This window comes from Parageobacillus caldoxylosilyticus (assembly GCF_019272935.1).
Lineage (GTDB): Bacteria > Bacillota > Bacilli > Bacillales > Anoxybacillaceae > Saccharococcus > Saccharococcus caldoxylosilyticus.
In genome coordinates, this window is sequence record NZ_CP040553.1 from 2878535 (window position 1) to 2898845 (window position 20311).

The window sequence follows — 20311 nt, forward strand, 5'->3', positions numbered from 1 at the left end:
CCTAAACACAATATATAGTATGTTTTTTAGTAAAAACCATACTATATATTGTTTTTTTATGGTTAATATGGTAAGGTAGAAAAGACAGAACATGCAGGCAGAAAAGTGATGAAGAAATAGAAAGAAGAGGAGAGATTGAAGAATGACGGTCGCGTCTTCAGAAAAAATGAAAATTGATATCGAAAAGCTGAATGAGGATATTCGCCTTTTTCCACAAGTGCATCCGATTACGGAGGACATGAAAATTACGCATAAAGGTGTTTCTCGTTTAGTGATGTTGGATCGCTACTCATTTAAAGATACGGAAAAATTAACGCTGGGAGTCGGCGATTTTGTCGTATTGACGATTAAAGAAGATCCGAAATTTCCGGCTCGCGGCTTGGGGTTTATCGTCGATATCGATTGGGAGACGAAAAAAGCGAAAGTGCTCGTTGAGGAAGAATATCGGCACGTGCTTGAAGGAGAAGAAGCAGAGACGGGAATCGTCGTCCGCTCGCTTGATGTGATCGACAAACCGCTCGAAATCTTTTATGAACAAATTGCCAAACGCAATGCGACAGGTTTGGCGGCGGTGGAAAAAACGGAGGAAAAACGGAAAGAGTGGTTTGAAAAGTTTTATCAAGAACTTGTCAGCTTAAACTTTGTGCCGGCGGGACGCGTATTGTACGGCGCTGGGTCTGGCAAAGAGGTAACGTATTTTAACTGCTATGTCATGCCGTTTATAAAAGATTCGCGTGAAGGGATTTCCGAGCATCGCAAACAAGTGATGGAGATTATGAGCCGCGGCGGCGGCGTCGGCACGAACGGTTCGACATTGCGTCCGCGCAACACGCTGGCGCGCGGGGTAAACGGCAAATCGTCCGGGTCGGTCTCCTGGCTTGATGATATTGCGAAATTGACCCACCTGGTTGAACAAGGTGGCTCCCGCCGTGGCGCGCAGATGATCATGCTTGCTGACTGGCATCCGGACATTATCGAATTTATCGTATCGAAAATGCAAAACCCGCGCATTTTGCGCTACTTGATTGAAAATATGGAAGACGAAGGCATTAAAAAAGCGGCACAAGACAAATTGAAATTCACGCCGCTTACCGAGCGGGAACGCGCGATGTACCAGGCCATCGTTAACTACAAAAACGTTCCGGGTTACGGCGGCTTCAGTGAAGAAATTATTAAAGAAGCCGAAGAAAAATTACGGACAGGCGGGACATACACGGTACATAACCCGGACTTTTTAACGGGCGCCAACATTTCCGTCTGCCTGACGAAAGAGTTTATGGAAGCCGTCGAAAAAGATGAAGAGTACGAACTGCGCTTCCCGGATGTTGAAACGTATTCCGAAGAAGAAATGCGGATTTACAATGAAAAATGGCACGAAGTCGGCGATGTGCGTGAATGGGAGAAAATGGGATACCGCGTGCGCGTGTACCGCAAAATTCGCGCCCGCGAGCTTTGGAAGCTGATTAATATTTGCGCAACGTACTCCGCGGAACCAGGCATTTTCTTTATCGATAACGCCAACGAAATGACAAACGCCCGCGCGTACGGTCAAAAAGTGGTTGCGACCAACCCGTGTGGTGAATAATCGCCTCACGTAAAAAACTGCGGAATTAAGCGGGGAGGCTGAGATGCTAACCCGAACCGAAGGCTGAGCCTAAAAACTCAGTCAGGGGCAACGCATAGGTGGTGAACCTGCGAAAGCAGAATATAATCCACCCACGAGGCCGCAGCATTGCACACGCTTATGAAAAATGTGTGCAATGAAGATGTATGCTGAGCTAACGGGAAATGAACCGTTAGAACTAGGGGATAAAAAGCCCCTAGGGTAACATAACTGGAACAACCTCTCGCACCATATTCCGTCTGCAACCTGGCCGCCATTAACTTAGCGAATATGGTCGATAAAGAAAAGAAAGTCGTCGACTATGAAAAATTAAAACGCACCGTCGAAATCGGCGTAAGAATGCAGGACAACGTCATTGACGCAACACCGTATTTCCTGGAAGAAAACAAAAAACAAGCGCTCGGGGAGCGCCGCATCGGCCTTGGCGTCATGGGATTGGCTGATTTGCTTATTTATTGCGAAAAAGAATACGGTTCCGAAGAAGGGAACAAGCTGGTCGATGAATTGTTCAAAACGATTGCGACGACCGCTTACCGCGCGTCGATTGAACTGGCCAAAGAAAAAGGCAGTTTCCCGTTCCTTGTCGGGGAAACGGAAGAGGAAACGCAAAAACTGCGGGAAGCGTTTATTAACACCGGCTATATGAAACGGATGCCGGAAGATATTCGTCAAGACATTTTAAAATACGGCATTCGCAATTCGCATTTGCTGACTGTGGCTCCGACAGGATCCACTGGGACGATGGTCGGGGTTTCTACAGGACTTGAACCATATTTTTCCTTTTCTTACTACCGGAGCGGCCGCCTCGGCAAGTTTATTGAGGTGAAAGCCGATATCGTTCAAGAATATTTAGACAAGCATCCAGAAGCGGATCCGAACAACTTGCCGCACTGGTTTGTGACCGCGATGGACCTATCGCCGGAAGCGCATGCCGATGTGCAATGCATCATTCAGCGTTGGGTCGACTCGAGTCTATCGAAAACGGTGAATGCGCCGAAAGGATATACCGTTGAGCAAGTGCAAAAGGTATACGAACGTTTATGGCGCGGCGGCGCAAAAGGTGGCACGGTCTATGTGGACGGAAGCCGCGATGCGCAAGTATTGACGCTGAAAGCAGAAGAAAATACGCTCGAAGAGCAGCTCGAACTGCTTCCGGAAGAGGGAGAGGATAAAGAAACAAAACGCGCCGTTGTTCTCGTCGATACGATTCAAGACTTACGCGCGACCGATGTAACGATCGGCTCTGAAGTCGGCAACATTTGTCCCGTTTGCCGCGAGGGTACGGTCGAAGAAATCGGCGGCTGCAACACGTGCACGAGCTGCGGTGCGCAGCTAAAATGCGGGCTGTAAGCAAAATTAAGTAGAGAAAGCTGGCTTCAACCATGAGGCCGGCTTTTTTTTTCATTCATGAAAGCATGGAAAAGAAAATATAGTAATATAAGGCGTAATTACTGACTAAGGGGGATAACAATGCTGATCCATGTTGTGCAGCGAGGGGAAACGCTTTGGGCGATTGCCCAACGCTACAGGGTGCCGCTTGACCAGGTCGTAGCGGCCAATGAGCTGAAAGATGTTAACCGTCTCGCGGTCGGTCAGGCGCTCGTCATTCCGGTTCCGTATCGCTATCATACCGTTCGTCCGGGAGAAACATTATGGGCTATCGCCAGACGATACGGCGTTTCGTTGGATGCGATTGTTCAGGCCAACCGAATCAGCAACCCTTCCGTCCTTTATCCAGGAACGGTTCTTTTTATTCCGCCTAGGACCCATACGGTGCAGCGGGGGGAAACGTTGTCGCAAATCGCCGCGCGATATGGGACGACCGTGCAAGACATCCTGCGAGTCAATCGGATTGCTGATCCGAATGTGATTTCCCCTGGCATGGTATTAACGATTCCTCATTCTAAGCCGATCATTGAAGTGAATGCGTTTACGATTGATCCAGGGGAAAAAGGAGCGCAGCAAGTCCGGGAAGTAGGCCGCCATTTAACGTACGCATCTGCGTTTGCGTACACGATCAGAGCAGATGGCGGACTCGATCCGTTCAATGATTCGGCCATCATTCAGGCAGCAACGGCAGAAAGGGTCGTTCCGATGATGGCGATCACCAATTTTACGTATAAAGATCCGGGGTCAAGATTGGCTCAGACGGTCCTTTCCAATACACAGTTGCAAAACCGGCTGCTTGACAATGTTGTCCGTGCGATGCGGGAAAAAGGATATCGCGGGTTGAACATTGATTTTGAAAATGTCTATCCGTCTGATCGTGAGCGGTATAATCAATTTTTGCAGCGCGTTGTGGAGCGGCTTCATCGGGAAGGATACTTTGTTTCGACTTCTCTCGCCCCAAAAACAAGCGGGGAGCAAAAAGGACTGTTATATGAGGCTCATGACTACCCGGCACATGGGAGAATTGTCGACTTTGTCGTGCTGATGACGTATGAATGGGGATACCGGCTCGGGCCGCCGCAGGCGATTTCCCCGATTCATCAAATTAGAAGAGTGCTCGATTACGCGGTCAGCGTGATACCAAGAAACAAAATTTTTATGGGGTTTCAAATTTACGCGCGCGACTGGGTGCTTCCGCATGTACAAGGGCAAGAGGCGGAAACGTTCAGTCCGCAGGAAGCAGTAGAACGCGCCATTCGTTATGGAGCAACGATTCAATACGATCCAATCGCCGCATCGCCGTTTTACCGCTATGTCGACAGCCAAGGGCGGGCGCATGAAGTTTGGTTTGAGGATGCCCGCAGCGCCCAGGCGAAATTTGAGTTGGTGAAAGAATATCAGCTAAGGGGAATTAGCTATTGGGTGCTTGGTTATTCTTACCCGGAAAATTGGGTATTATTAGAAGATAATTTTCGTGTTCGTAAGTTATGATAAATGGCTTTTTCAGGCGAGGTGCGTGTAAGCGGGCTACTCCGGCAGCACGCGCTTTTTTGTTTGAAATATTCCGTTTTCCTTTTTTGACTGTGAAGGATGGACGATGGAAGAAATGCTCGAGGCAACCTATGATATTTATACGAAAGAGAAGGGGAGTCGGCCATCCATATACCATTGCTAGAGGAATTAGAAAAAGAGAGGAGAAGACAAAGATGTCGTTAGAGGTTATTTCTGAACGGTTTCGCCGTTTTGCTATTCGTGAATGCCGAGACTCTAGTGAACTATATGAACAGTTGGCATTAAATATCGCCGAAGATGACGAACTATTGCGCCTTGCTTCAGCCGCTCGAAGCGGTCAGCCGATTCCGAACTTGTTATTTGGTGCGGTACACTATTTATTGCTTAAAGGATATAGGCATGAGCTGCGTGAATTTTATGGAAGTATAGTTGATCAGCCGCGAAACCCGCAACACGCTTTCCCTTATTTCCGTGATTTCTGTATCCACTATCAAGAAGACATTACAGCGATGTTGACAAGTAAACTTGTGCAGACGAATGAGGTTCGGCGTTGCGCGTATTTATATCCTAGTTTTTGTTTTATTTATAATATAGCCAAAAAGCCTCTATCGCTCATTGAAATTGGCACAAGCGCCGGTTTGCAGCTGGCGTGGGACAAGTACCGATATGATTACGGTTTGCACGAGACATACGGAAACCCGCATTCCAATGTTGTGATTACCTCCGAAATTTGCGGAGAGCGTTTGCCATTTTTGCTGCCGAAAAGTCCTCCTGCTTATGATTCGCCAATCGGCAAGATAACAGTGATCGCCGTTCCATTTCCTTTGCTGTTTACATTTCTATGGCACATGATGCATGAGCCCTAATCCACTTCCGCCTGAACGGTCCGCTTTATAGAATCGTTTAAACGTGCGCATTGTGAAAGATGAACAAAGGTTTTGCTATATAGTTGCAAGGCGACATCAATACGATATTTTTCCATTTTCCGTTCATACTAACGGTGGGTGAGTATGAATGGAAATGAGGTGAACGGATGAAACCTTTTGTTCCGCAGCTTGTTTATTTTGAGCCAGAAGCGCTTTCATATCCACTTGGAAAAGAATTGAAAGAGAAATTTGAAAACATGAACATTGAAATTCGCGAAACGACGTCACACAATCAAGTGCGCGGCATTCCAGGAGAAAATGAATTGCAGCGCTATCGGAACGCAAAATCCACGCTTGTCGTGGGGGTGAGGCGGACGCTGAAATTTGATACATCAAAGCCATCAGCGGAATATGCGATTCCGCTGGCAACTGGCTGTATGGGCCATTGCCATTATTGTTATTTGCAAACGACTTTAGGAAGCAAACCGTACATTCGTGTCTATGTCAACTTGGACGATATTTTTGCGCAAGCAGAAAGGTATATTAACGAACGAGCCCCGCAAATTACCCGCTTTGAGGCAGCTTGTACGTCCGATATTGTCGGTATTGACCATCTGACCCACTCGCTTAAAAAAGCAATTGAATTTATTGGCGCGACCGAATATGGACGCTTGCGTTTTGTCACGAAATATGAGCATGTGGATCATTTACTTGATGCGAAACATAACGGAAAAACTCGCTTTCGCTTCAGCGTGAATTCCCGCTATGTCATTAAAAACTTTGAACCGGGCACGTCATCGTTCGAGGCGAGGATCGAAGCGGCGCGCAAAGTGGCGAACGCGGGATATAAACTTGGATTTGTCATTGCGCCGATTTATATGCACGAAGGCTGGGAAGAAGGGTATTTGGAGCTGTTTAAACGTTTGTCCGAACAGCTCCAAGGCGTTGATTTGTCTGACTTGACGTTTGAATTGATTCAACATCGTTTTACGAAGCCGGCTAAGGCGGTGATCCAAAGACGTTATCCAAAAACCAAGCTCGATCTTGATGAAAGCAAACGCAAGTATAAATGGGGGAGGTACGGAATCGGCAAATACGTGTACCCGGATGATGATGCCCAGCGGCTGGAGATGACAATGCGCCGCTATATCGCCGAATTTTTCCCGGAAGCAGCGGTGCAATATTTTACGTAATCCTTGTCATTTTGCGCCTCCATGATATAATAATACTGATTGCTATTTTTTTCTTACAATGGTTTACGGGAGGGGACAGAAATTGCCGACACCAAGCATGGAAGATTATATTGAACAAATATATATTTTAATTGAAGAAAAAGGATATGCCCGCGTATCTGATATCGCAGAGGCATTGTCCGTACATCCCTCCTCGGTGACAAAAATGGTGCAAAAATTGGACAAGGATGAATATTTGGTTTATGAAAAATACCGCGGTTTAGTGTTGACGGCGAAAGGTAAGAAAATCGGCAAGCGGCTTGTATATCGCCACGAACTGCTCGAACAGTTTCTGCGCATTATCGGCGTGGATGAGGAAAATATTTATCGCGACGTCGAGGGAATTGAACATCACTTAAGCTGGAATGCAATCGACCGCATCGGCGATTTAGTGCAATATTTTCAGGAAGATCCCAACCGCATTGAGACGCTTCGAAACATTCAAAAACGTAATGAACAGGCAGAAGAGTAAGAGAGAATCTTACTCTTTTTTTATTGCTGTACTAAATCGAGGTTCTCTCTCTTACATATATACAAACGGCAAGTAAGGGGGAGACAAGGTTGGACATTGACATCGTATTTTCCGGAGGTGGAATAAAAGGATTTGCGTTCCTTGGCGCTTATGAAGCGATTGAAGCCAAAGGACTGCGATGGAGACGGCTTGCTGGGACGAGCGCGGGGGCGCTCATTGCCACGTTGATTGCCGCGGGTTACACAAGCAAGGAAATGATTGACTTGTTGGATGGATTGGAACTGCAGTATTTTTTGGATGAGCGGAAATGTCTTTTGCCATTTCCTGTATGGAAATGGGTGCGAATTTATTGGCGAATGGGATTGTATAAAGGCGAAGCATTGGAGCAATGGTTGGAAGGGGTATTAGCGGCACGGGGCATAAAAACGTTTGCCGATTTGCCAAAAGAAAGTTTATATCTTGTTGCATCGGATGTAACAAATGGACGAATGCTAATTTTGCCGGATGATTTGCCGCAATACGGGATGGATCCGTCATCGTTTTCTGTCGCAAAGGCGGTGCGGATGAGCATTAGCATTCCGTACTTTTTCGAACCGGTCAAACTGCAGACGAAGAAAGGAAAATATATTATCGTCGACGGAGGCGTGCTTAGCAACTTCCCTCTATTTTTATTCGATGAAGAAAAAAAGGTAAAAAAACGGCCTGTCCTTGGCATACAGTTAAGCGCAAAGCTGGCGGAAAGGCCAAAGCGGAAAATTAACAATGCGATTGATTTATATGAAGCGCTGTTTGTCGCCATGAAAGAAGCTCATGATGCCCGTTACATCTCACGGCGCCATGAAAAAAATATTGTCTTTCTCCCCGTCGAAAACGTTTTATCCACGGAATTTTCCGTCACCCCTGATACGAGAGACCGCTTAATTCAATATGGAAGAGAAAGAACGGAACAATTTTTAAAAACATGGCCATAATGAAACAGGAGGCGAGCACGACGGCTTCACCCGGCATCGTGTTGCTGTATTTGTTCTATGCCGCAGAAAACAAAGGCGAAAATAAAAAAGAATCAAGCTAGAAAGACGCTCGATTCTTTTTTTTGCCTTTTTTTCCGTCGATGACCGTTAAATGGGTCGTTGTCGCCCGTTTTCTCGGCGGCCGTTTCATTTTTAAATGCGCATGGTTTGTTTTTTGCTTTCTCACCGCTTGGGGATGGAGTTTTTTCGATTGACGCACCGCTTTTAAATAGGCAAGATGGTCTTTGTTTGTACGGCGTTTATAGATAAAGTGATAGAAAACGGATATTGCCGCGATGACAAGCATGACGAACACGATTTTGCGAAATAGAGCAGTTGGATGTGCGAAAAGCGTGTATAGGATGCCGAACACTCCGAGAAAAAGGGTAATCCCGACAAGCGGATGAATGGTACCGCGCCGCAATGAGTCCACCCCCTTACATGTTACTGGACAGCTTTTGTTTCCATTTCGATGTTTTCTTCTAAGCGGAGCAGCTCTTGGAAGGAAGCAATTGCCACTTCCACTTGGTCATCGGTCGGCTCTTTGGTTGTCAAAAGCTGCAGCCATAACCCCGGATAGCCGAGCCAGCGTAAAACGGGGATATCCCTCAATTTATTTGTAAACTGTAACACCTCAAATGAAACACCAAGCACGACCGGAATGAGGGCGATCCGGTTAACGACTCTTAGCCAAAGCGGATCTGTCGGCACAAACATATAGACAAAGATGCCGACGATGACGGTGAATAGAATAAAGCTGCTGCCGCAACGGTAGTGAAGCCGTGATGAACGCTGAACATTTTCCACCGTAAGCGGCAGTCCCGCTTCATAGGCGTTGATGACTTTATGTTCTGCGCCATGATATTGGAAAACGCGTTTAATAAGCGGCGTCATCGAAATAAAGTAAATGTACGCGAGAAGCAAAGCGAGCTTAAATGCTCCCTCGATCAAAATTTGTGCCATTTTCCCCGGAAACAGCGGCTTAAAGCATGCTGCTAAAAAGACGGGAACGAGCGTAAAAATCGTTTTGGCAAATAGAAAGGACAACACGCCGACGACCGCCACACCAAGAACGAGAGAAAGTTTGGACGAATCCGCTTTCGCTGTTTGCAATGCTTCCTCTTCACCTGGATCGAGATCATAGCGTTCGCTAGCAAACTGCAAATGTTTTGCTCCATTTGCGCTCGCTTCAATAATCGCGACGATGCCGCGAACAAACGGAATTTTTTTGAGAAACGCGAGCGTCGGATTTGCCTGGCGCGGCAAACGAAAGTATTCAATGGTATGATCTTTGCGGCGAACGGCAGTGACAGAATGGGTTTTTCCAGCAAACATGACCCCTTCGATTACTGCTTGACCGCCGTACATTGGTTTTGCGGTTTTTTCCATTGCTGACACCAACCTATTCTTTATCTTTATTATTTTATTCTACAAAAAACGTCTAGAAACCTCTAGGTTGATGTTATTATTATCATTTCCAAAAATTTCAACGTTTACACCTGCGGCTGTTGCACTTTTTTGCCGCTTTATTCATGACTTTGCAAATAACCGGTCATACTACGTACAAGGAGGTGCAAAACAAAATGGCGGAAAATCAAGAGCAGCTCGAACAAAATAAGAAAGAACGGCCGATGTCTCTTTTGTTGAAAACAGTCATTACAGGATTTGTTGGTGGCGTGTTTTGGAGCTTAATTGGATATTTAGCGTATTTTTTCCATTTCAGCGAAATAAGCCCGAATATGATTTTGATCCCATGGGTTGCCGGTGATTGGAAATATGGAAAGCTTGGCAATTATATCGCCATTTTGCTCATTGGATTATTATCCATATTAGTCGCCCTCATTTATTATGCTACACTAAGGCGAATAAAAGGAATGTGGGCGGGCATATTGTATGGCGTTGCCTGGTGGCTGCTTGTATTTTACGTATTGAATCCTCTCTTCCCTAATTTAGAAACTGTTTCCCATTTACAGCGGAATACCATCATTACGACGCTTTGCTTGTACATTTTATATGGCGTTTTCATCGGGTACTCGATTTCATTTGAAACGGAGGAAATGAATCGGCAAACGCAATCAACATCAACACCATCAACATCATCAAATAAGTAGTGGGAAGCGCCGGCTTTATGGTAAAATAAAGAATGTTTCAATATTTCTTTCGCTGGGTTAAAGGAGTTAAGAATATGGTGCATCTTCTTCTCATTAACGGTCCGAACTTGAATCTTCTCGGCAAGCGGGAGCCGCATATTTACGGAAGCACAACGCTTCATGAGCTTGAGCAAGAACTGATGTCGTTTGCAGGCGAACAAGGGGCGGAACTGACAAAGCAATCATGAAGGCGCGATTATGACCGAATTCATGAGGCGGAAGGAAAATACGACGGCATCGTTTTAAATGCCGGCGCGCTTACGCATTTATAGTTATGCGATTCGCGACGCGATTGCCAGTGTCAGCATCCCAGTGGTGGAAGTACATATTTCCAATATTCATGCGCGCGAGCCCTTTCGCCATCAGTCTGTGATTGCTCCGGTTGTTGCCGGATAAATTGTCGGTTTTGGATTAATGGGTTATCGGCTAACCATTTTAGCATTATTACAAATACAGGGAAGAGGAGATTGAAAGATGGAAAAACTCGAAAAATTACGCGCATTGTTTGACGAACATGATATTGACGGCCTGCTTGTCACCAATCCGTACAACCGCCGCTATATTACCGGTTTTACGGGAACGGCCGGCGTCGCGGTTATTAGCCGGGACAAAGCTGTGTTTATTACCGATTTCCGCTATGTCGAGCAAGCATCCCAGCAAGTGAAAGGCTTTGAAATTGTCCAACATACCGGCCCGATTGTCGACGAGGCTGCGAAGCAAGTCGCCCGCCTTGGCATTCAAAAGCTCGGCTTCGAGCAGGAAGATGTTTCGTATGCGACGTTTAGGGCGTATGAAAGCGCCGTAAAGGCGGAACTCGTCCCAACTTCGCATGTCATTGAAAAGTTGCGCTTGATTAAGTCGGAATCAGAGATTAAGATATTAAAGGAAGCAGCGGAAATTGCCGATGCGGCATTTGAACACATTCTTTCCTTTATTCGTCCAGGTGTAAAAGAAATTGACGTGGCGAATGAGCTGGAATTTTTTATGCGTAAACAGGGTGCGACTTCCTCTTCGTTTGATATCATTGTCGCATCTGGCTACCGCTCTGCATTGCCGCACGGAGTGGCGACGGAGAAATCCATCGAAAAAGGCGAACTCGTCACCTTGGATTTTGGCGCCTATTACAAAGGATATTGTTCCGACATTACAAGAACGATTGCCGTCGGTGCCATTAGCGAGGAGCTAGAAACGATTTATGACATTGTGCTTCAAGCGCAATTGCGCGGCATGGAAGGAATCAAGCCGGGAATGACCGGAAAAGAAGCGGATGCGCTGACGCGCGATTACATTAGCGAAAAAGGCTATGGCGAATATTTCGGACATTCCACCGGCCATGGAATCGGCCTTGAGATTCACGAGGGACCGGCGTTATCCGTCCGTTCCGATGTCGTGCTGGCGCCGGGCATGGTAGTCACCGTGGAGCCGGGGATTTATATCCCAGGACTTGGCGGCGTGCGCATTGAAGACGATACGGTTGTCACGGAAAACGGCAATGAATCGCTGACTCATTCGCCAAAAGAACTGATCATTTTATAAATTTATCGTGTGGGAGGATTTTAACGGATGATTTCAGTGAACGATTTTCGTACAGGATTAACGATTGAAGTAGATGGCGACATTTGGCGCGTCATCGAATTCCAGCACGTCAAACCAGGAAAAGGGGCAGCGTTCGTCCGCTCGAAGCTTCGCAACCTTCGCACAGGTGCGATTCAAGAAAAAACGTTCCGCGCCGGCGAAAAAGTAAACCGCGCCCAAATCGATACGCGCAAAATGCAGTATTTATATGCCAACGGCGATCAGCACGTATTTATGGATATGGAAACATATGAGCAAATCGAACTTCCAGCGAAACAAATCGAACATGAATTGAAATTTTTAAAAGAAAACATGGAAGTTTACATCATGATGTACCAAGGCGAAACGATTGGGATAGAACTTCCGAACACCGTCGAATTAAAAGTAGTAGAAACAGAACCGGGCATTAAAGGCGATACCGCTTCTGGCGGATCGAAGCCAGCGAAGCTGGAAACCGGTCTTGTTGTACAAGTTCCGTTCTTTGTCAACGAAGGCGATACGCTTATTATCAATACGTCAGACGGCACATACGTGTCCCGTGCGTAACGTTGTTTGCCCCTTGCGCTTGACGCAAGGGGCTTTTTTGCTGCGATGAAGCCTTTTTCAGCTAAGGTTTTTCTGAACCTTTTTTCTTTTCGTATAAAAATGATGTACTGATGAGCATGATGCCAATCAAGACATAACTAATCGATGCCGGTGTATCTCCCGATAGCAAAAAAACATGGAACAGACCAAGAATTCCGAGAACCGCAAATATACATCCAACCCAAAATGTCATTTTCCCGAACGTAGAGAGTTTTCTCATGATTTTCCCCCTTTACAACCTGCCTCTATTTCCATTATGAAACTATTTCCGCAAACATGGCCATATATTTCCTCTTAAGGGTTCTTTGCCACAAAAGAAAAAAATCCCTTCTGAAATTCTCTGTTCCGGCATACGTTTGTACTAACCATCTCATTTTTATATTAGGAGGAATATATGAAACGGTGGCTACCATTCATTGAACCAGCCGTTTTGTCAATGGCAGGAATGCGGTTGCTGTCAGCGACTCTGGAGATGATCGCTGCGCTTGCCATGCTGCTGTTCAATGATGTCAAAAAAGCGTTGGCCGTCAATGCGCTTCTTGCGGTGATTGGACCGACTATTTTTATCGTCACGATGACGATTGGGCTGCTTTCTTTAGCGGACGAGCTTTCTTATACGAAATTAGGTTTGATCGCTTTAGGAGTCATTCTTATTCTCATCGGCATTTATAAGTAAGTCATAAATTCGTTTTCCATCCCATACATATGAACTAGTCCAGCAGGGAGGGGAATAAAATGCAAGCAATATGGGATATACTTCCGAAAACGATTGCCGCCATACTGCAGCAACAGCCTCCTTCATGGCATGAACAGATGGAAGAAATTCGCATAAGGGTTCTTCGGCCATTAGAAATTATTGTGAAAGGAAAGTCTCAATTTCTCCCATATAAAGTGACTTGCGAAGATGGAATGCATTTGCTTAATAAATTGAGTCAATATTCGATTTATGCAATAGAAGAAGAATTGAAACGAGGGTTTATTACCGTACAGGGAGGCCATCGTGTTGGACTAGCAGGAAAAGTCGTAACCGAGGGCGGAAGCGTGAAAGCGATTCGTCATGTGACTTCTTTCAATATCCGTATTGCGAAACAGAAAATCGGCATCGCTGAACCGCTTGTGCCGTATGTGTATGACGGGCGCTGGCATAATACGATGATCATCGGTTCGCCGCAGACAGGGAAAACGACGCTGCTGCGCGACGCGGCGCGAATGATCAGCACTGGGGTTCGCGCGAAACATATTCCATCACAAAAAGTAGGGATTGTCGATGAACGTTCGGAAATTGCCGGGTGTGTGAAAGGCATTCCGCAATTTGAATTAGGCGACCGCATCGATGTGCTCGATGCATGCCCAAAAGCAGAGGGAATGATGATGATGATCCGCTCGATGAGCCCGGATGTGTTGATCGTTGATGAAATTGGCCGCGCCGAAGATAGCGAAGCAATTTTAGAAGCGGTGAACGCTGGGGTATGCATATGGACGACAGTCCACGGAAGAAGTTGGAAGGATGTGCTGCAGCGCCCGACATTGCGCCCCATCATTGAGCAAGGGGTATTTGAACGGTTTGTTGAACTGACGAACGAGTTCGGTCCGGGCACGGTAAGACGCATTACAGATGCGTATGGAACGGCGCTGTATGAGCGGATGGTGAAAAGTAGATGAAGCTGATCGGCGCAATGTTGATTCTCCTTACGACAACGTGGTTTGGATTTGAAGCGGCGCGAATGCTAAAGGAGCGTCCGAGACAGCTGCGCCAGTTGAAAGCGGCGCTCAAGGTGCTAGAAGCAGAAATTATGTATGCGCACACTCCGCTATCTGAAGCCGCGTTGCATATTAGCAAGCAAATATCGCTGCCGCTTTCCAAACTGTTCGAGCAATTCGCCGCCAAGCTGCAAAAAGGAGAAACGAGCGTTCAACAAGCGTGGGAAGAAAGCCTGCAAACGGTATGGAGTTCGACGGCGCTCAAGCAAGGGGAATTAGAGATTATGAGGCAATTCGGAGATACGCTTGGGCAGTACGACCGCTTGACACAGCAGAAACAAATCACGCTGGCGCTCGTTCATTTGGAGCGGCAAGAGGCCGAGGCACTCGAACGGCAGGCACGCTATGAAAAAATGGCGAAAAGCCTAGGAATTCTTACAGGATTGTTGCTTGTGATTTTACTGATTTGAACAGGAGGCAGAACGAAATGGGCATTGATGTCGATATTATTTTTAAAATTGCTGGCGTTGGAATCGTGGTGGCCTTTTTGCATACGGTGCTTGACCAAATGGGGAAAAAGGAGTATGCCCAATGGGTTACGCTGCTTGGCTTTATTTATATTTTGTTTATGGTCGCCTCGATTGTGAGCGACTTGTTTCAAAAAATTAAAGACGTATTTTTATTTCGCGGTTAGGAGGGATGGGCGATTGAAATTTTACAAATTGTCGGTCTTGGTTTGATTGCGACGTTTTTAGTCGTGCTCCTGAAAGAACATAAGTCGAGTGTTGCCTTTTTGCTAACGGTATTTGTCGGCTGTCTCATTTTCCTGTTTCTTGTCGACAAAATCAGCGCGATTTTAAATATGCTGCAAAAAATGGCAGCTAGCACCAAAATCAATATGGTTTATTTGGAAACGATTTTGAAAATTATTGGCATTGCCTATATTGCGGAATTTGCTGCGCAAATTTCCAAAGACGCCGGTCAAGGAGCGATTGCCTCGAAAATTGAATTGGGGGGGAAAATTATTATTTTGGCGCTGGCGATCCCGATTTTAACAGCGATTATTGAAACGGTCATCGGCTTGATTCCTGCGTCGTGACGGGAGAATGGGGGTGATGAATTGATCCGAAAAATCATAACAGCGGCAAGTTTCTTTTTCTTCTTTTTATCCCCGTTTGTTGTACAAGCTGCCACTTCTAATGAGCAGTTGGTGCAAAAGCAAATCGAACAGCTGGATGTCAGCGAAATTCGTCAATTTTGGGAAGATATTGTGACGAAATACGGCGGCTTTTTGCCGGAAAGCCAAAAAGGATCGCTTATGGATTTTTTAAGGGGCGAAAAAGAATTGTCGTTAAAAGAATGGCTTGTCGCGTTGATGAAATTTCTCTTTTACGAATTGCAAGTAAACGGAAAATTGCTAGGAACGTTAATTGTATTAACGGTGTTTAGCATGGTGCTGCAATCATTGCAAAACGCGTTTGCGCAACAAACCGTCAGCAAAGTCGCCTATGCCGTTGTTTACATGGTGTTGCTGATTATTGCGTTAAACAGTTTTCGCCTCGCAATGGACTATGCGCTCGACGCTGTAAGGACGATGAGCCATTTTATGATCGCGATGATTCCTCTGTTGTTGGCGCTGCTCGCGTCTTCCGGAGGAGTGATATCGGCGGCGTTTTTTCATCCGATTATTCTATTTCTGATGAATATGACAGGAACGATTGTTGAATATGTAACGTTGCCGCTTTTGTTTTTGGCCGCACTTTTAAGCATTGTCAGCACGCTCACGGATCATTATAAAGTCACACAGCTAGCGGGGCTGCTGACGAAAATCGGCGTCGGGATACTCGGAGTCATTTTGACGGTTTTTCTTGGAGTCATGTCGGTAAAAGGAACGACATCGGCGATTGCCGACGGGATTGCGCTGCGGACGGCGAAGTTTGTGACGGGAAACTTCATTCCTGTTGTCGGCAAAATGTTTACCGATGCGGCCGATACCGTCGTGGCTGCCTCGATGTTATTGAAAAATACGGTCGGCATAGTCGGAGTTGCCATTTTATTGATGATCGCCGTGTTCCCAGCGCTGAAAATTTTTGCCATTGCGTTGGTGTACAAAATTTCCGCAGCGATCATGCAGCCCTTAGGGGGAGGGCCAGTCATTTCTTGCCTCAGCATTATGAGCAAAAGCATTGCCTATGTATTTGCAGCGCTGGCCATCGTCTCGCTGATGTTTTTCCTCAGTTTGACTATTATTATTACGGCCGGAAATATTACAATGATGGTTCGATAGGGGGAAAACGATGCAATTTGTAACGGAATGGATCACCAATATTCTTATTTTTATTTTATTTGCGACCATCATTGATTTTCTGCTTCCCTCTAGCAACATGCAGAAGTACGTAAAAATGGTAGTGGGACTCATTTTGCTGTTGCTCATGCTATCACCGATTTTGCAGCTTATGTCCATCCATCCTGACCGTCTCGTCGCCTCTGCCATATCCAGTCTATCGGAAAAGGGGAATGAACAAGGAATGATAAAAAATGAAATGGAAATGAAGAAAAAAGAAATACAAGCCTCACAACGTGCATATATTTTAGAACAAATGGCTGTCCAGATGAAAAAACAGGTAGATGGGGAGTTGATGAAGGAATATGGATTAAGCGTGGAAGACGTCTCTCTGCAAGTAAAAGAAAAAGAGGATTTACAAATTCCGAGAGACATTGAAACGATTGAAGTAGTGCTTTCCAAACAAGAGACGCCGGAAAGGATTCAGCCTGTGGTAATTGACACATCAAGGCCGGTCCATTCACCAGATAGCAATCTTCAACTAGAAAAAGAACTACGCACTTTTTTAGCAGGCAAATGGGAAGTCGATGAAAATAAAATTGCGGTGGTAGTCAAAGGGAGGGAATGGGGGGATGCGCGAGCTCATTAAACGTTTTTTCTCATCGCCAAAAAAAGAAGCAGACGAACAGAAGAAAACGCCTTTTTCGTATATCGTCTTGCTGTTATTAGTAGGGATTGGGCTTATGGTGATGAGCCATTTTTCGAAGGAAGAGGAAGTGGCATCCGTTCATAAAGAAACAGCCGCGCCATCATCGCAGCAAGCAGAACCTGCTTTTGGAATCAAACAAGAGACAAAATCGAAAGCGATCGCCGCTTATGAAGAACGCTATGAAAAAGAGCTAAAAACAGCGCTCGAAGCGATTGAGGGAGTAGAAGATGTCACCGTTGTCGTCAATCTCGATACAACAGAAACGAAAATATTAGAGAAAAACCGCGTTTCTCAGCAACAAACGACCGAAGAAACGGACCGTGAAGGAGGAAAACGGAAGATTGAAAACAACTCTACGAATGACGAAGTTGTCATTGTCCGTGATGGCGATAACGAAACACCGATCGTCTTGACAACGAAAAAGCCGGAAATTCGCGGAGTGTTAGTAGTCGCGAAAGGTGCGGATAACTTGCAAATAAAGAAATGGATTGTCGAGGCAGTGACGCGCGTGTTAAACGTTCCAAGCTACCGCGTTGCCGTATTGCCGAAAAAATAATAGGATTTGGGGGAGGATGGTTATGATGTTAAGAAAACAGACGGTTTGGCTATTAACGATGTTAAGTTTAGTTGTTGTTTTGTCGGTGTATTATGTAACAGCGCCAAAAGATATGAATGACAATATCGCTTTTACGAGCCATGAAGATGCAACGAAACAAAAAGAAAGCAATAAAGATCAAGCCGATGTGGCGGTAGAAGAAATGGAAACGACAGATGGAAAAGTCACTTCCAGCACTTCCAGTGATGATATGTTTACTGCGCTCCGCATGCAAATTGAGGATGAGCGCAGCCGTCTGCGCGACCAATTAAATGCTATTGTTGCTTCCGCCAATGCCACCGCACAACAAAAAAGCGAAGCGATGGATAAAATTGAAAAGCTTCAGGCGTTAGCGGAAAAAGAGGCAACGTTAGAAACATTAATCAAATCGAAAGGCGGCTATGAGGATGTATTGGTGCGCGCGGAAGATGACCAAGTGCGAGTAACGATTAAAGCAAAAGAGCATTCCAAGAAATCGGCCAACGAAGTGATCCATATGGTAAAAAGTGAAATTCCGGAAGCCAATGATGTAGCGGTTGAATTTCAGCCGGCTGGATAATGAAAAGCTGCTCTTACCAAGGGCAGCTTCTTTTTTATGATAAAAAACCTTTTTATTGTGTGATTATTATGTGTATAATCGTTATGAGTAGATTTTATAACTAGCAGACAAAAAACTTAACACTTTGTATCGTAGAAAGGTGTGAGGAAAATGAAAATCCAAGAAATCCGCGAATTGATCCGTTTAATTGATCAATCAAGCATTGACGAATTTGTTTATGAACAAGATGGAACGAAAGTACATATGAAAAAAGCTGCGGCAGGAGCACCAGTCCAGGCAGTGGTTGCGGCACCGCCGGCAGAGCCGATAGCGAAGCCGGCAGCAGAAGAAGCAAAACCACAGGTGCAGGCGCCAGTGCAAGCGGCTAATGTGCAAGTGGAAACAATACCACAAGAAGCGCCGAAGCCAAAGACGGAAAATACAGAAAACTTACATAAAATCACTTCGCCGATGGTCGGTACGTTTTACGCTGCGCCGTCCCCAGATGCCCCTCCATACGTCAAAGTGGGAGATAAAGTGCAAAAAGATACGGTCGTCTGCATTATTGAAGCGATGAAGCTATTTAATGAAATCGAGGCAGAGGTAAACGGGGAGATTGTCGAAGTGCTTGTCCAAAATGGACAGCTTGTTGAGTATGGACAACCTCTATTTTTGGTAAAGCCTGAATAAGGGAGAGAACGAGCGATGATCAAAAAAGTATTAATTGCCAACCGCGGGGAAATCGCCGTTCGCATTATTCGCGCCTGCAAAGAGCTGGGAATTGAAACGGTGGCTGTTTTCTCTGAAGCAGACCGCGAGGCGCTGCACGTCCAGCTCGCCGATGAAGCGTACTGCATCGGACCGACCGCTTCCAAGGACAGCTATTTAAATTTCACCAACATCATGAGCGTCGCTACATTAACAGGATGCGATGCGATTCATCCGGGATACGGGTTTTTGGCAGAAAACGCGGCGTTTGCCGAACTTTGCCGTGAATGCAATATCACGTTTATCGGTCCGAGTCCGGAAGCGATTACAAAAATGGGGATTAAAGATATTGCCCGCGAGACGATGCGGGAAGCAGGAGTGCCGGTCGTTCCTGGATCAAAGGGCGTTATTGAAAATATCGACGAAGCGCTTGCCATTGCCAATGAGATTGGCTATCCGGTCATTATTAAAGCGACGGCAGGCGGCGGCGGCAAAGGCATTCGCGTAGCCAGAAATGAGCAAGAACTCATTAAAGGCATTAACATTACACAGCAGGAAGCGGCTACCGCATTTGGCAATCCGGGCGTATATATTGAAAAATATATTGAAGACTTCCGCCATGTGGAAATTCAAGTGCTGGCTGACTCCTACGGAAATGTGATTCATCTTGGCGAGCGGGATTGCTCGATTCAACGCCGCCTGCAAAAGCTGGTCGAAGAGGCGCCGTCGCCGGCGCTTGATGAAGAAACTCGCAAGCAGATGGGAGAAGCGGCGGTACAGGCGGCCCGCGCGGTGAACTACACCGGCGCCGGCACGGTAGAATTTATTTTTGACCATAATGCGAAAAAATTTTACTTTATGGAAATGAACACACGCATTCAAGTAGAACACCCAGTGACGGAATTAATTACGGGGGTGGATTTAGTAAAAGAACAAATCCGCATCGCCTCCGGCGAAAAACTGTCGCTGACCCAAGAGGAAGTCACCTTTAACGGCTGGGCGATCGAATGCCGGATTAATGCGGAAAATCCAGCGAAAAACTTTATGCCATCACCGGGCAAAATAGAAATGTATTTGCCGCCGGGAGGCTTGGGAGTACGGGTCGATTCCGCTGCGTACCCTGGCTATACGATCCCGCCTTATTACGACTCGATGATCGCGAAACTGATTGTGCACGCCCCTACGCGTGAGGAAGCGATCGCCCGTATGAAACGGGCGTTAAGCGAGTTTATTATCGATGGCATTCATACAACGATTCCGTTTCACATAAAATTATTTGAACACGAAAAATTTGTGAGTGGCGAGTTTAATACAAAGTTTTTGGAGTTATATGATATTATGAAGTCATGACGGGAGGTGGT

The 20311-nt window shown here is 46.0% G+C and carries 21 protein-coding genes and 4 pseudogenes; 22 read left to right on the plus strand and 3 right to left on the minus strand.

What is annotated here, in order from left to right:
* Window positions 1-142: 142 nt before the first annotated feature.
* The 7 genes and pseudogenes from BV455_RS14790 to BV455_RS14820 form a co-directional block, all read left to right on the plus strand.
* Window positions 143-1576, plus strand: a pseudogene (locus BV455_RS14790) (vitamin B12-dependent ribonucleotide reductase); the annotation flags it as partial.
* 261 nt (window positions 1577-1837) lie between these two features.
* Window positions 1838-2974, plus strand: a pseudogene (locus tag BV455_RS14795) (vitamin B12-dependent ribonucleotide reductase); the annotation flags it as partial.
* 120 nt (window positions 2975-3094) lie between these two features.
* Entirely contained in the window at window positions 3095-4504 is a 1410-nt protein-coding gene (locus BV455_RS14800) for a glycoside hydrolase family 18 protein (RefSeq protein WP_061579913.1), read from the plus strand.
* Window positions 4505-4719: 215 nt separating this feature from the next.
* Window positions 4720-5298: pseudogene (locus BV455_RS14805) on the plus strand (DUF2332 domain-containing protein); the annotation flags it as partial.
* Between the two features lie 260 nt (window positions 5299-5558).
* The gene (splB, locus tag BV455_RS14810; RefSeq protein ID WP_017435189.1) at window positions 5559-6584 is read left to right on the plus strand and encodes a spore photoproduct lyase; all 1026 of its coding nucleotides are present in this window, start codon (window positions 5559-5561) and stop codon (window positions 6582-6584) included.
* A gap of 82 nt (window positions 6585-6666) precedes the next feature.
* Window positions 6667-7095 carry a transcriptional regulator MntR gene (gene mntR / locus BV455_RS14815; RefSeq protein ID WP_017435190.1) on the plus strand — a complete coding sequence of 143 codons (429 nt, stop codon included), beginning with the start codon at window positions 6667-6669 and terminating at the stop codon, window positions 7093-7095.
* Between the two features lie 89 nt (window positions 7096-7184).
* Window positions 7185-8066, plus strand: a complete 882-nt coding sequence (locus BV455_RS14820) for a patatin-like phospholipase family protein (RefSeq protein ID WP_042408545.1) — start codon at window positions 7185-7187, stop codon at window positions 8064-8066.
* A 97-nt stretch (window positions 8067-8163) separates the two neighbouring features.
* On the opposite strand, the gene BV455_RS14825 is transcribed toward BV455_RS14820, so the two are convergent.
* Together BV455_RS14825 and BV455_RS14830 are read right to left on the minus strand one after the other, a co-directional pair.
* Complete coding sequence (locus tag BV455_RS14825) at window positions 8164-8529, minus strand: SA1362 family protein (protein ID WP_017435193.1); 366 nt, start codon at window positions 8527-8529, stop codon at window positions 8164-8166.
* Between the two features lie 20 nt (window positions 8530-8549).
* The gene (locus tag BV455_RS14830) at window positions 8550-9494 is read right to left on the minus strand and encodes a DUF1385 domain-containing protein (protein ID WP_017435194.1); all 945 of its coding nucleotides are present in this window, start codon (window positions 9492-9494) and stop codon (window positions 8550-8552) included.
* A gap of 194 nt (window positions 9495-9688) precedes the next feature.
* Here BV455_RS14830 and BV455_RS14835 point away from each other — a divergent pair, with 194 nt between their 5' ends.
* The 4 genes and pseudogenes from BV455_RS14835 (at window position 9689) to efp (ending at window position 12376) form a co-directional block, all read left to right on the plus strand.
* Entirely contained in the window at window positions 9689-10216 is a 528-nt protein-coding gene (locus tag BV455_RS14835) for a YqhR family membrane protein (RefSeq protein ID WP_218687357.1), read from the plus strand.
* A 74-nt stretch (window positions 10217-10290) separates the two neighbouring features.
* A pseudogene (gene aroQ, locus BV455_RS14840) lies at window positions 10291-10651 on the plus strand (type II 3-dehydroquinate dehydratase).
* A gap of 78 nt (window positions 10652-10729) precedes the next feature.
* Window positions 10730-11791 (plus strand): M24 family metallopeptidase, encoded by a 1062-nt coding sequence (locus BV455_RS14845; protein WP_061579914.1) that lies wholly within the window; start codon window positions 10730-10732, stop codon window positions 11789-11791.
* Window positions 11792-11818: 27 nt separating this feature from the next.
* Window positions 11819-12376 carry an elongation factor P gene (efp, locus tag BV455_RS14850; protein ID WP_017435198.1) on the plus strand — a complete coding sequence of 186 codons (558 nt, stop codon included), beginning with the start codon at window positions 11819-11821 and terminating at the stop codon, window positions 12374-12376.
* Window positions 12377-12437: 61 nt separating this feature from the next.
* On the opposite strand, the gene BV455_RS14855 is transcribed toward efp, so the two are convergent.
* On the minus strand, window positions 12438-12635 hold the full coding sequence (locus BV455_RS14855; RefSeq protein WP_017435199.1) for a hypothetical protein: 198 nt from the start codon (window positions 12633-12635) through the stop codon (window positions 12438-12440).
* Window positions 12636-12809: 174 nt separating this feature from the next.
* Here BV455_RS14855 and BV455_RS14860 point away from each other — a divergent pair, with 174 nt between their 5' ends.
* The 11 genes from BV455_RS14860 (at window position 12810) to accC (ending at window position 20300) form a co-directional block, all read left to right on the plus strand.
* Window positions 12810-13091: a YqhV family protein gene (locus BV455_RS14860; protein WP_017435200.1), complete on the plus strand. Its 282-nt coding sequence runs from the start codon at window positions 12810-12812 to the stop codon at window positions 13089-13091.
* Window positions 13092-13150: 59 nt separating this feature from the next.
* Window positions 13151-14077, plus strand: coding sequence for a stage III sporulation protein AA (spoIIIAA, locus tag BV455_RS14865; protein ID WP_017435201.1), 927 nt, complete (start codon window positions 13151-13153; stop codon window positions 14075-14077).
* The gene (spoIIIAB, locus tag BV455_RS14870) at window positions 14074-14586 is read left to right on the plus strand and encodes a stage III sporulation protein SpoIIIAB (RefSeq protein ID WP_017435202.1); all 513 of its coding nucleotides are present in this window, start codon (window positions 14074-14076) and stop codon (window positions 14584-14586) included. The genes spoIIIAA and spoIIIAB overlap by 4 nt, the downstream gene beginning before the upstream one ends.
* Window positions 14587-14603: 17 nt before the next feature.
* Complete coding sequence (spoIIIAC, locus tag BV455_RS14875) at window positions 14604-14810, plus strand: stage III sporulation protein AC (RefSeq protein ID WP_017435203.1); 207 nt, start codon at window positions 14604-14606, stop codon at window positions 14808-14810.
* An 18-nt stretch (window positions 14811-14828) separates the two neighbouring features.
* Window positions 14829-15215 (plus strand): stage III sporulation protein AD, encoded by a 387-nt coding sequence (gene spoIIIAD, locus BV455_RS14880; RefSeq protein ID WP_026078462.1) that lies wholly within the window; start codon window positions 14829-14831, stop codon window positions 15213-15215.
* 21 nt (window positions 15216-15236) lie between these two features.
* Window positions 15237-16403, plus strand: coding sequence for a stage III sporulation protein AE (gene spoIIIAE / locus BV455_RS14885; protein ID WP_042408526.1), 1167 nt, complete (start codon window positions 15237-15239; stop codon window positions 16401-16403).
* A 10-nt stretch (window positions 16404-16413) separates the two neighbouring features.
* Window positions 16414-17049, plus strand: a complete 636-nt coding sequence (spoIIIAF, locus tag BV455_RS14890; protein WP_017435206.1) for a stage III sporulation protein AF — start codon at window positions 16414-16416, stop codon at window positions 17047-17049.
* Window positions 17033-17665, plus strand: coding sequence for a stage III sporulation protein AG (spoIIIAG, locus tag BV455_RS14895; protein ID WP_017435207.1), 633 nt, complete (start codon window positions 17033-17035; stop codon window positions 17663-17665). Before spoIIIAF ends, spoIIIAG begins: the two co-directional genes overlap by 17 nt.
* Window positions 17666-17690: 25 nt before the next feature.
* Window positions 17691-18263 carry a SpoIIIAH-like family protein gene (locus BV455_RS14900; protein ID WP_042408571.1) on the plus strand — a complete coding sequence of 191 codons (573 nt, stop codon included), beginning with the start codon at window positions 17691-17693 and terminating at the stop codon, window positions 18261-18263.
* Window positions 18264-18413: 150 nt separating this feature from the next.
* The gene (gene accB, locus BV455_RS14905) at window positions 18414-18932 is read left to right on the plus strand and encodes an acetyl-CoA carboxylase biotin carboxyl carrier protein (protein ID WP_017435209.1); all 519 of its coding nucleotides are present in this window, start codon (window positions 18414-18416) and stop codon (window positions 18930-18932) included.
* Window positions 18933-18947: 15 nt separating this feature from the next.
* Window positions 18948-20300 (plus strand): acetyl-CoA carboxylase biotin carboxylase subunit, encoded by a 1353-nt coding sequence (gene accC / locus BV455_RS14910; RefSeq protein ID WP_042408522.1) that lies wholly within the window; start codon window positions 18948-18950, stop codon window positions 20298-20300.
* The last annotated feature ends 11 nt before the right edge of the window (window positions 20301-20311 follow it).

Coding starts and splice junctions, on each gene's coding strand:
- BV455_RS14860 (WP_017435200.1), top strand. CDS start 12,810: ATGAAACGGTGGCTACCATTCATTGAACCAGCCGTTTTGTCAATGGCA.
- BV455_RS14800 (WP_061579913.1), top strand. CDS start 3,095: ATGCTGATCCATGTTGTGCAGCGAGGGGAAACGCTTTGGGCGATTGCC.
- BV455_RS14900 (WP_042408571.1), top strand. CDS start 17,691: ATGTTAAGAAAACAGACGGTTTGGCTATTAACGATGTTAAGTTTAGTT.
- BV455_RS14845 (WP_061579914.1), top strand. CDS start 10,730: ATGGAAAAACTCGAAAAATTACGCGCATTGTTTGACGAACATGATATT.
- accC (WP_042408522.1), top strand. CDS start 18,948: ATGATCAAAAAAGTATTAATTGCCAACCGCGGGGAAATCGCCGTTCGC.
- BV455_RS14855 (WP_017435199.1), bottom strand. CDS start 12,635: ATGAGAAAACTCTCTACGTTCGGGAAAATGACATTTTGGGTTGGATGT.
- spoIIIAA (WP_017435201.1), top strand. CDS start 13,151: ATGCAAGCAATATGGGATATACTTCCGAAAACGATTGCCGCCATACTG.
- splB (WP_017435189.1), top strand. CDS start 5,559: ATGAAACCTTTTGTTCCGCAGCTTGTTTATTTTGAGCCAGAAGCGCTT.
- spoIIIAG (WP_017435207.1), top strand. CDS start 17,033: ATGCGCGAGCTCATTAAACGTTTTTTCTCATCGCCAAAAAAAGAAGCA.
- BV455_RS14835 (WP_218687357.1), top strand. CDS start 9,689: ATGGCGGAAAATCAAGAGCAGCTCGAACAAAATAAGAAAGAACGGCCG.
- spoIIIAC (WP_017435203.1), top strand. CDS start 14,604: ATGGGCATTGATGTCGATATTATTTTTAAAATTGCTGGCGTTGGAATC.
- BV455_RS14830 (WP_017435194.1), bottom strand. CDS start 9,494: ATGGAAAAAACCGCAAAACCAATGTACGGCGGTCAAGCAGTAATCGAA.
- spoIIIAB (WP_017435202.1), top strand. CDS start 14,074: ATGAAGCTGATCGGCGCAATGTTGATTCTCCTTACGACAACGTGGTTT.
- spoIIIAF (WP_017435206.1), top strand. CDS start 16,414: ATGCAATTTGTAACGGAATGGATCACCAATATTCTTATTTTTATTTTA.
- accB (WP_017435209.1), top strand. CDS start 18,414: ATGAAAATCCAAGAAATCCGCGAATTGATCCGTTTAATTGATCAATCA.
- efp (WP_017435198.1), top strand. CDS start 11,819: ATGATTTCAGTGAACGATTTTCGTACAGGATTAACGATTGAAGTAGAT.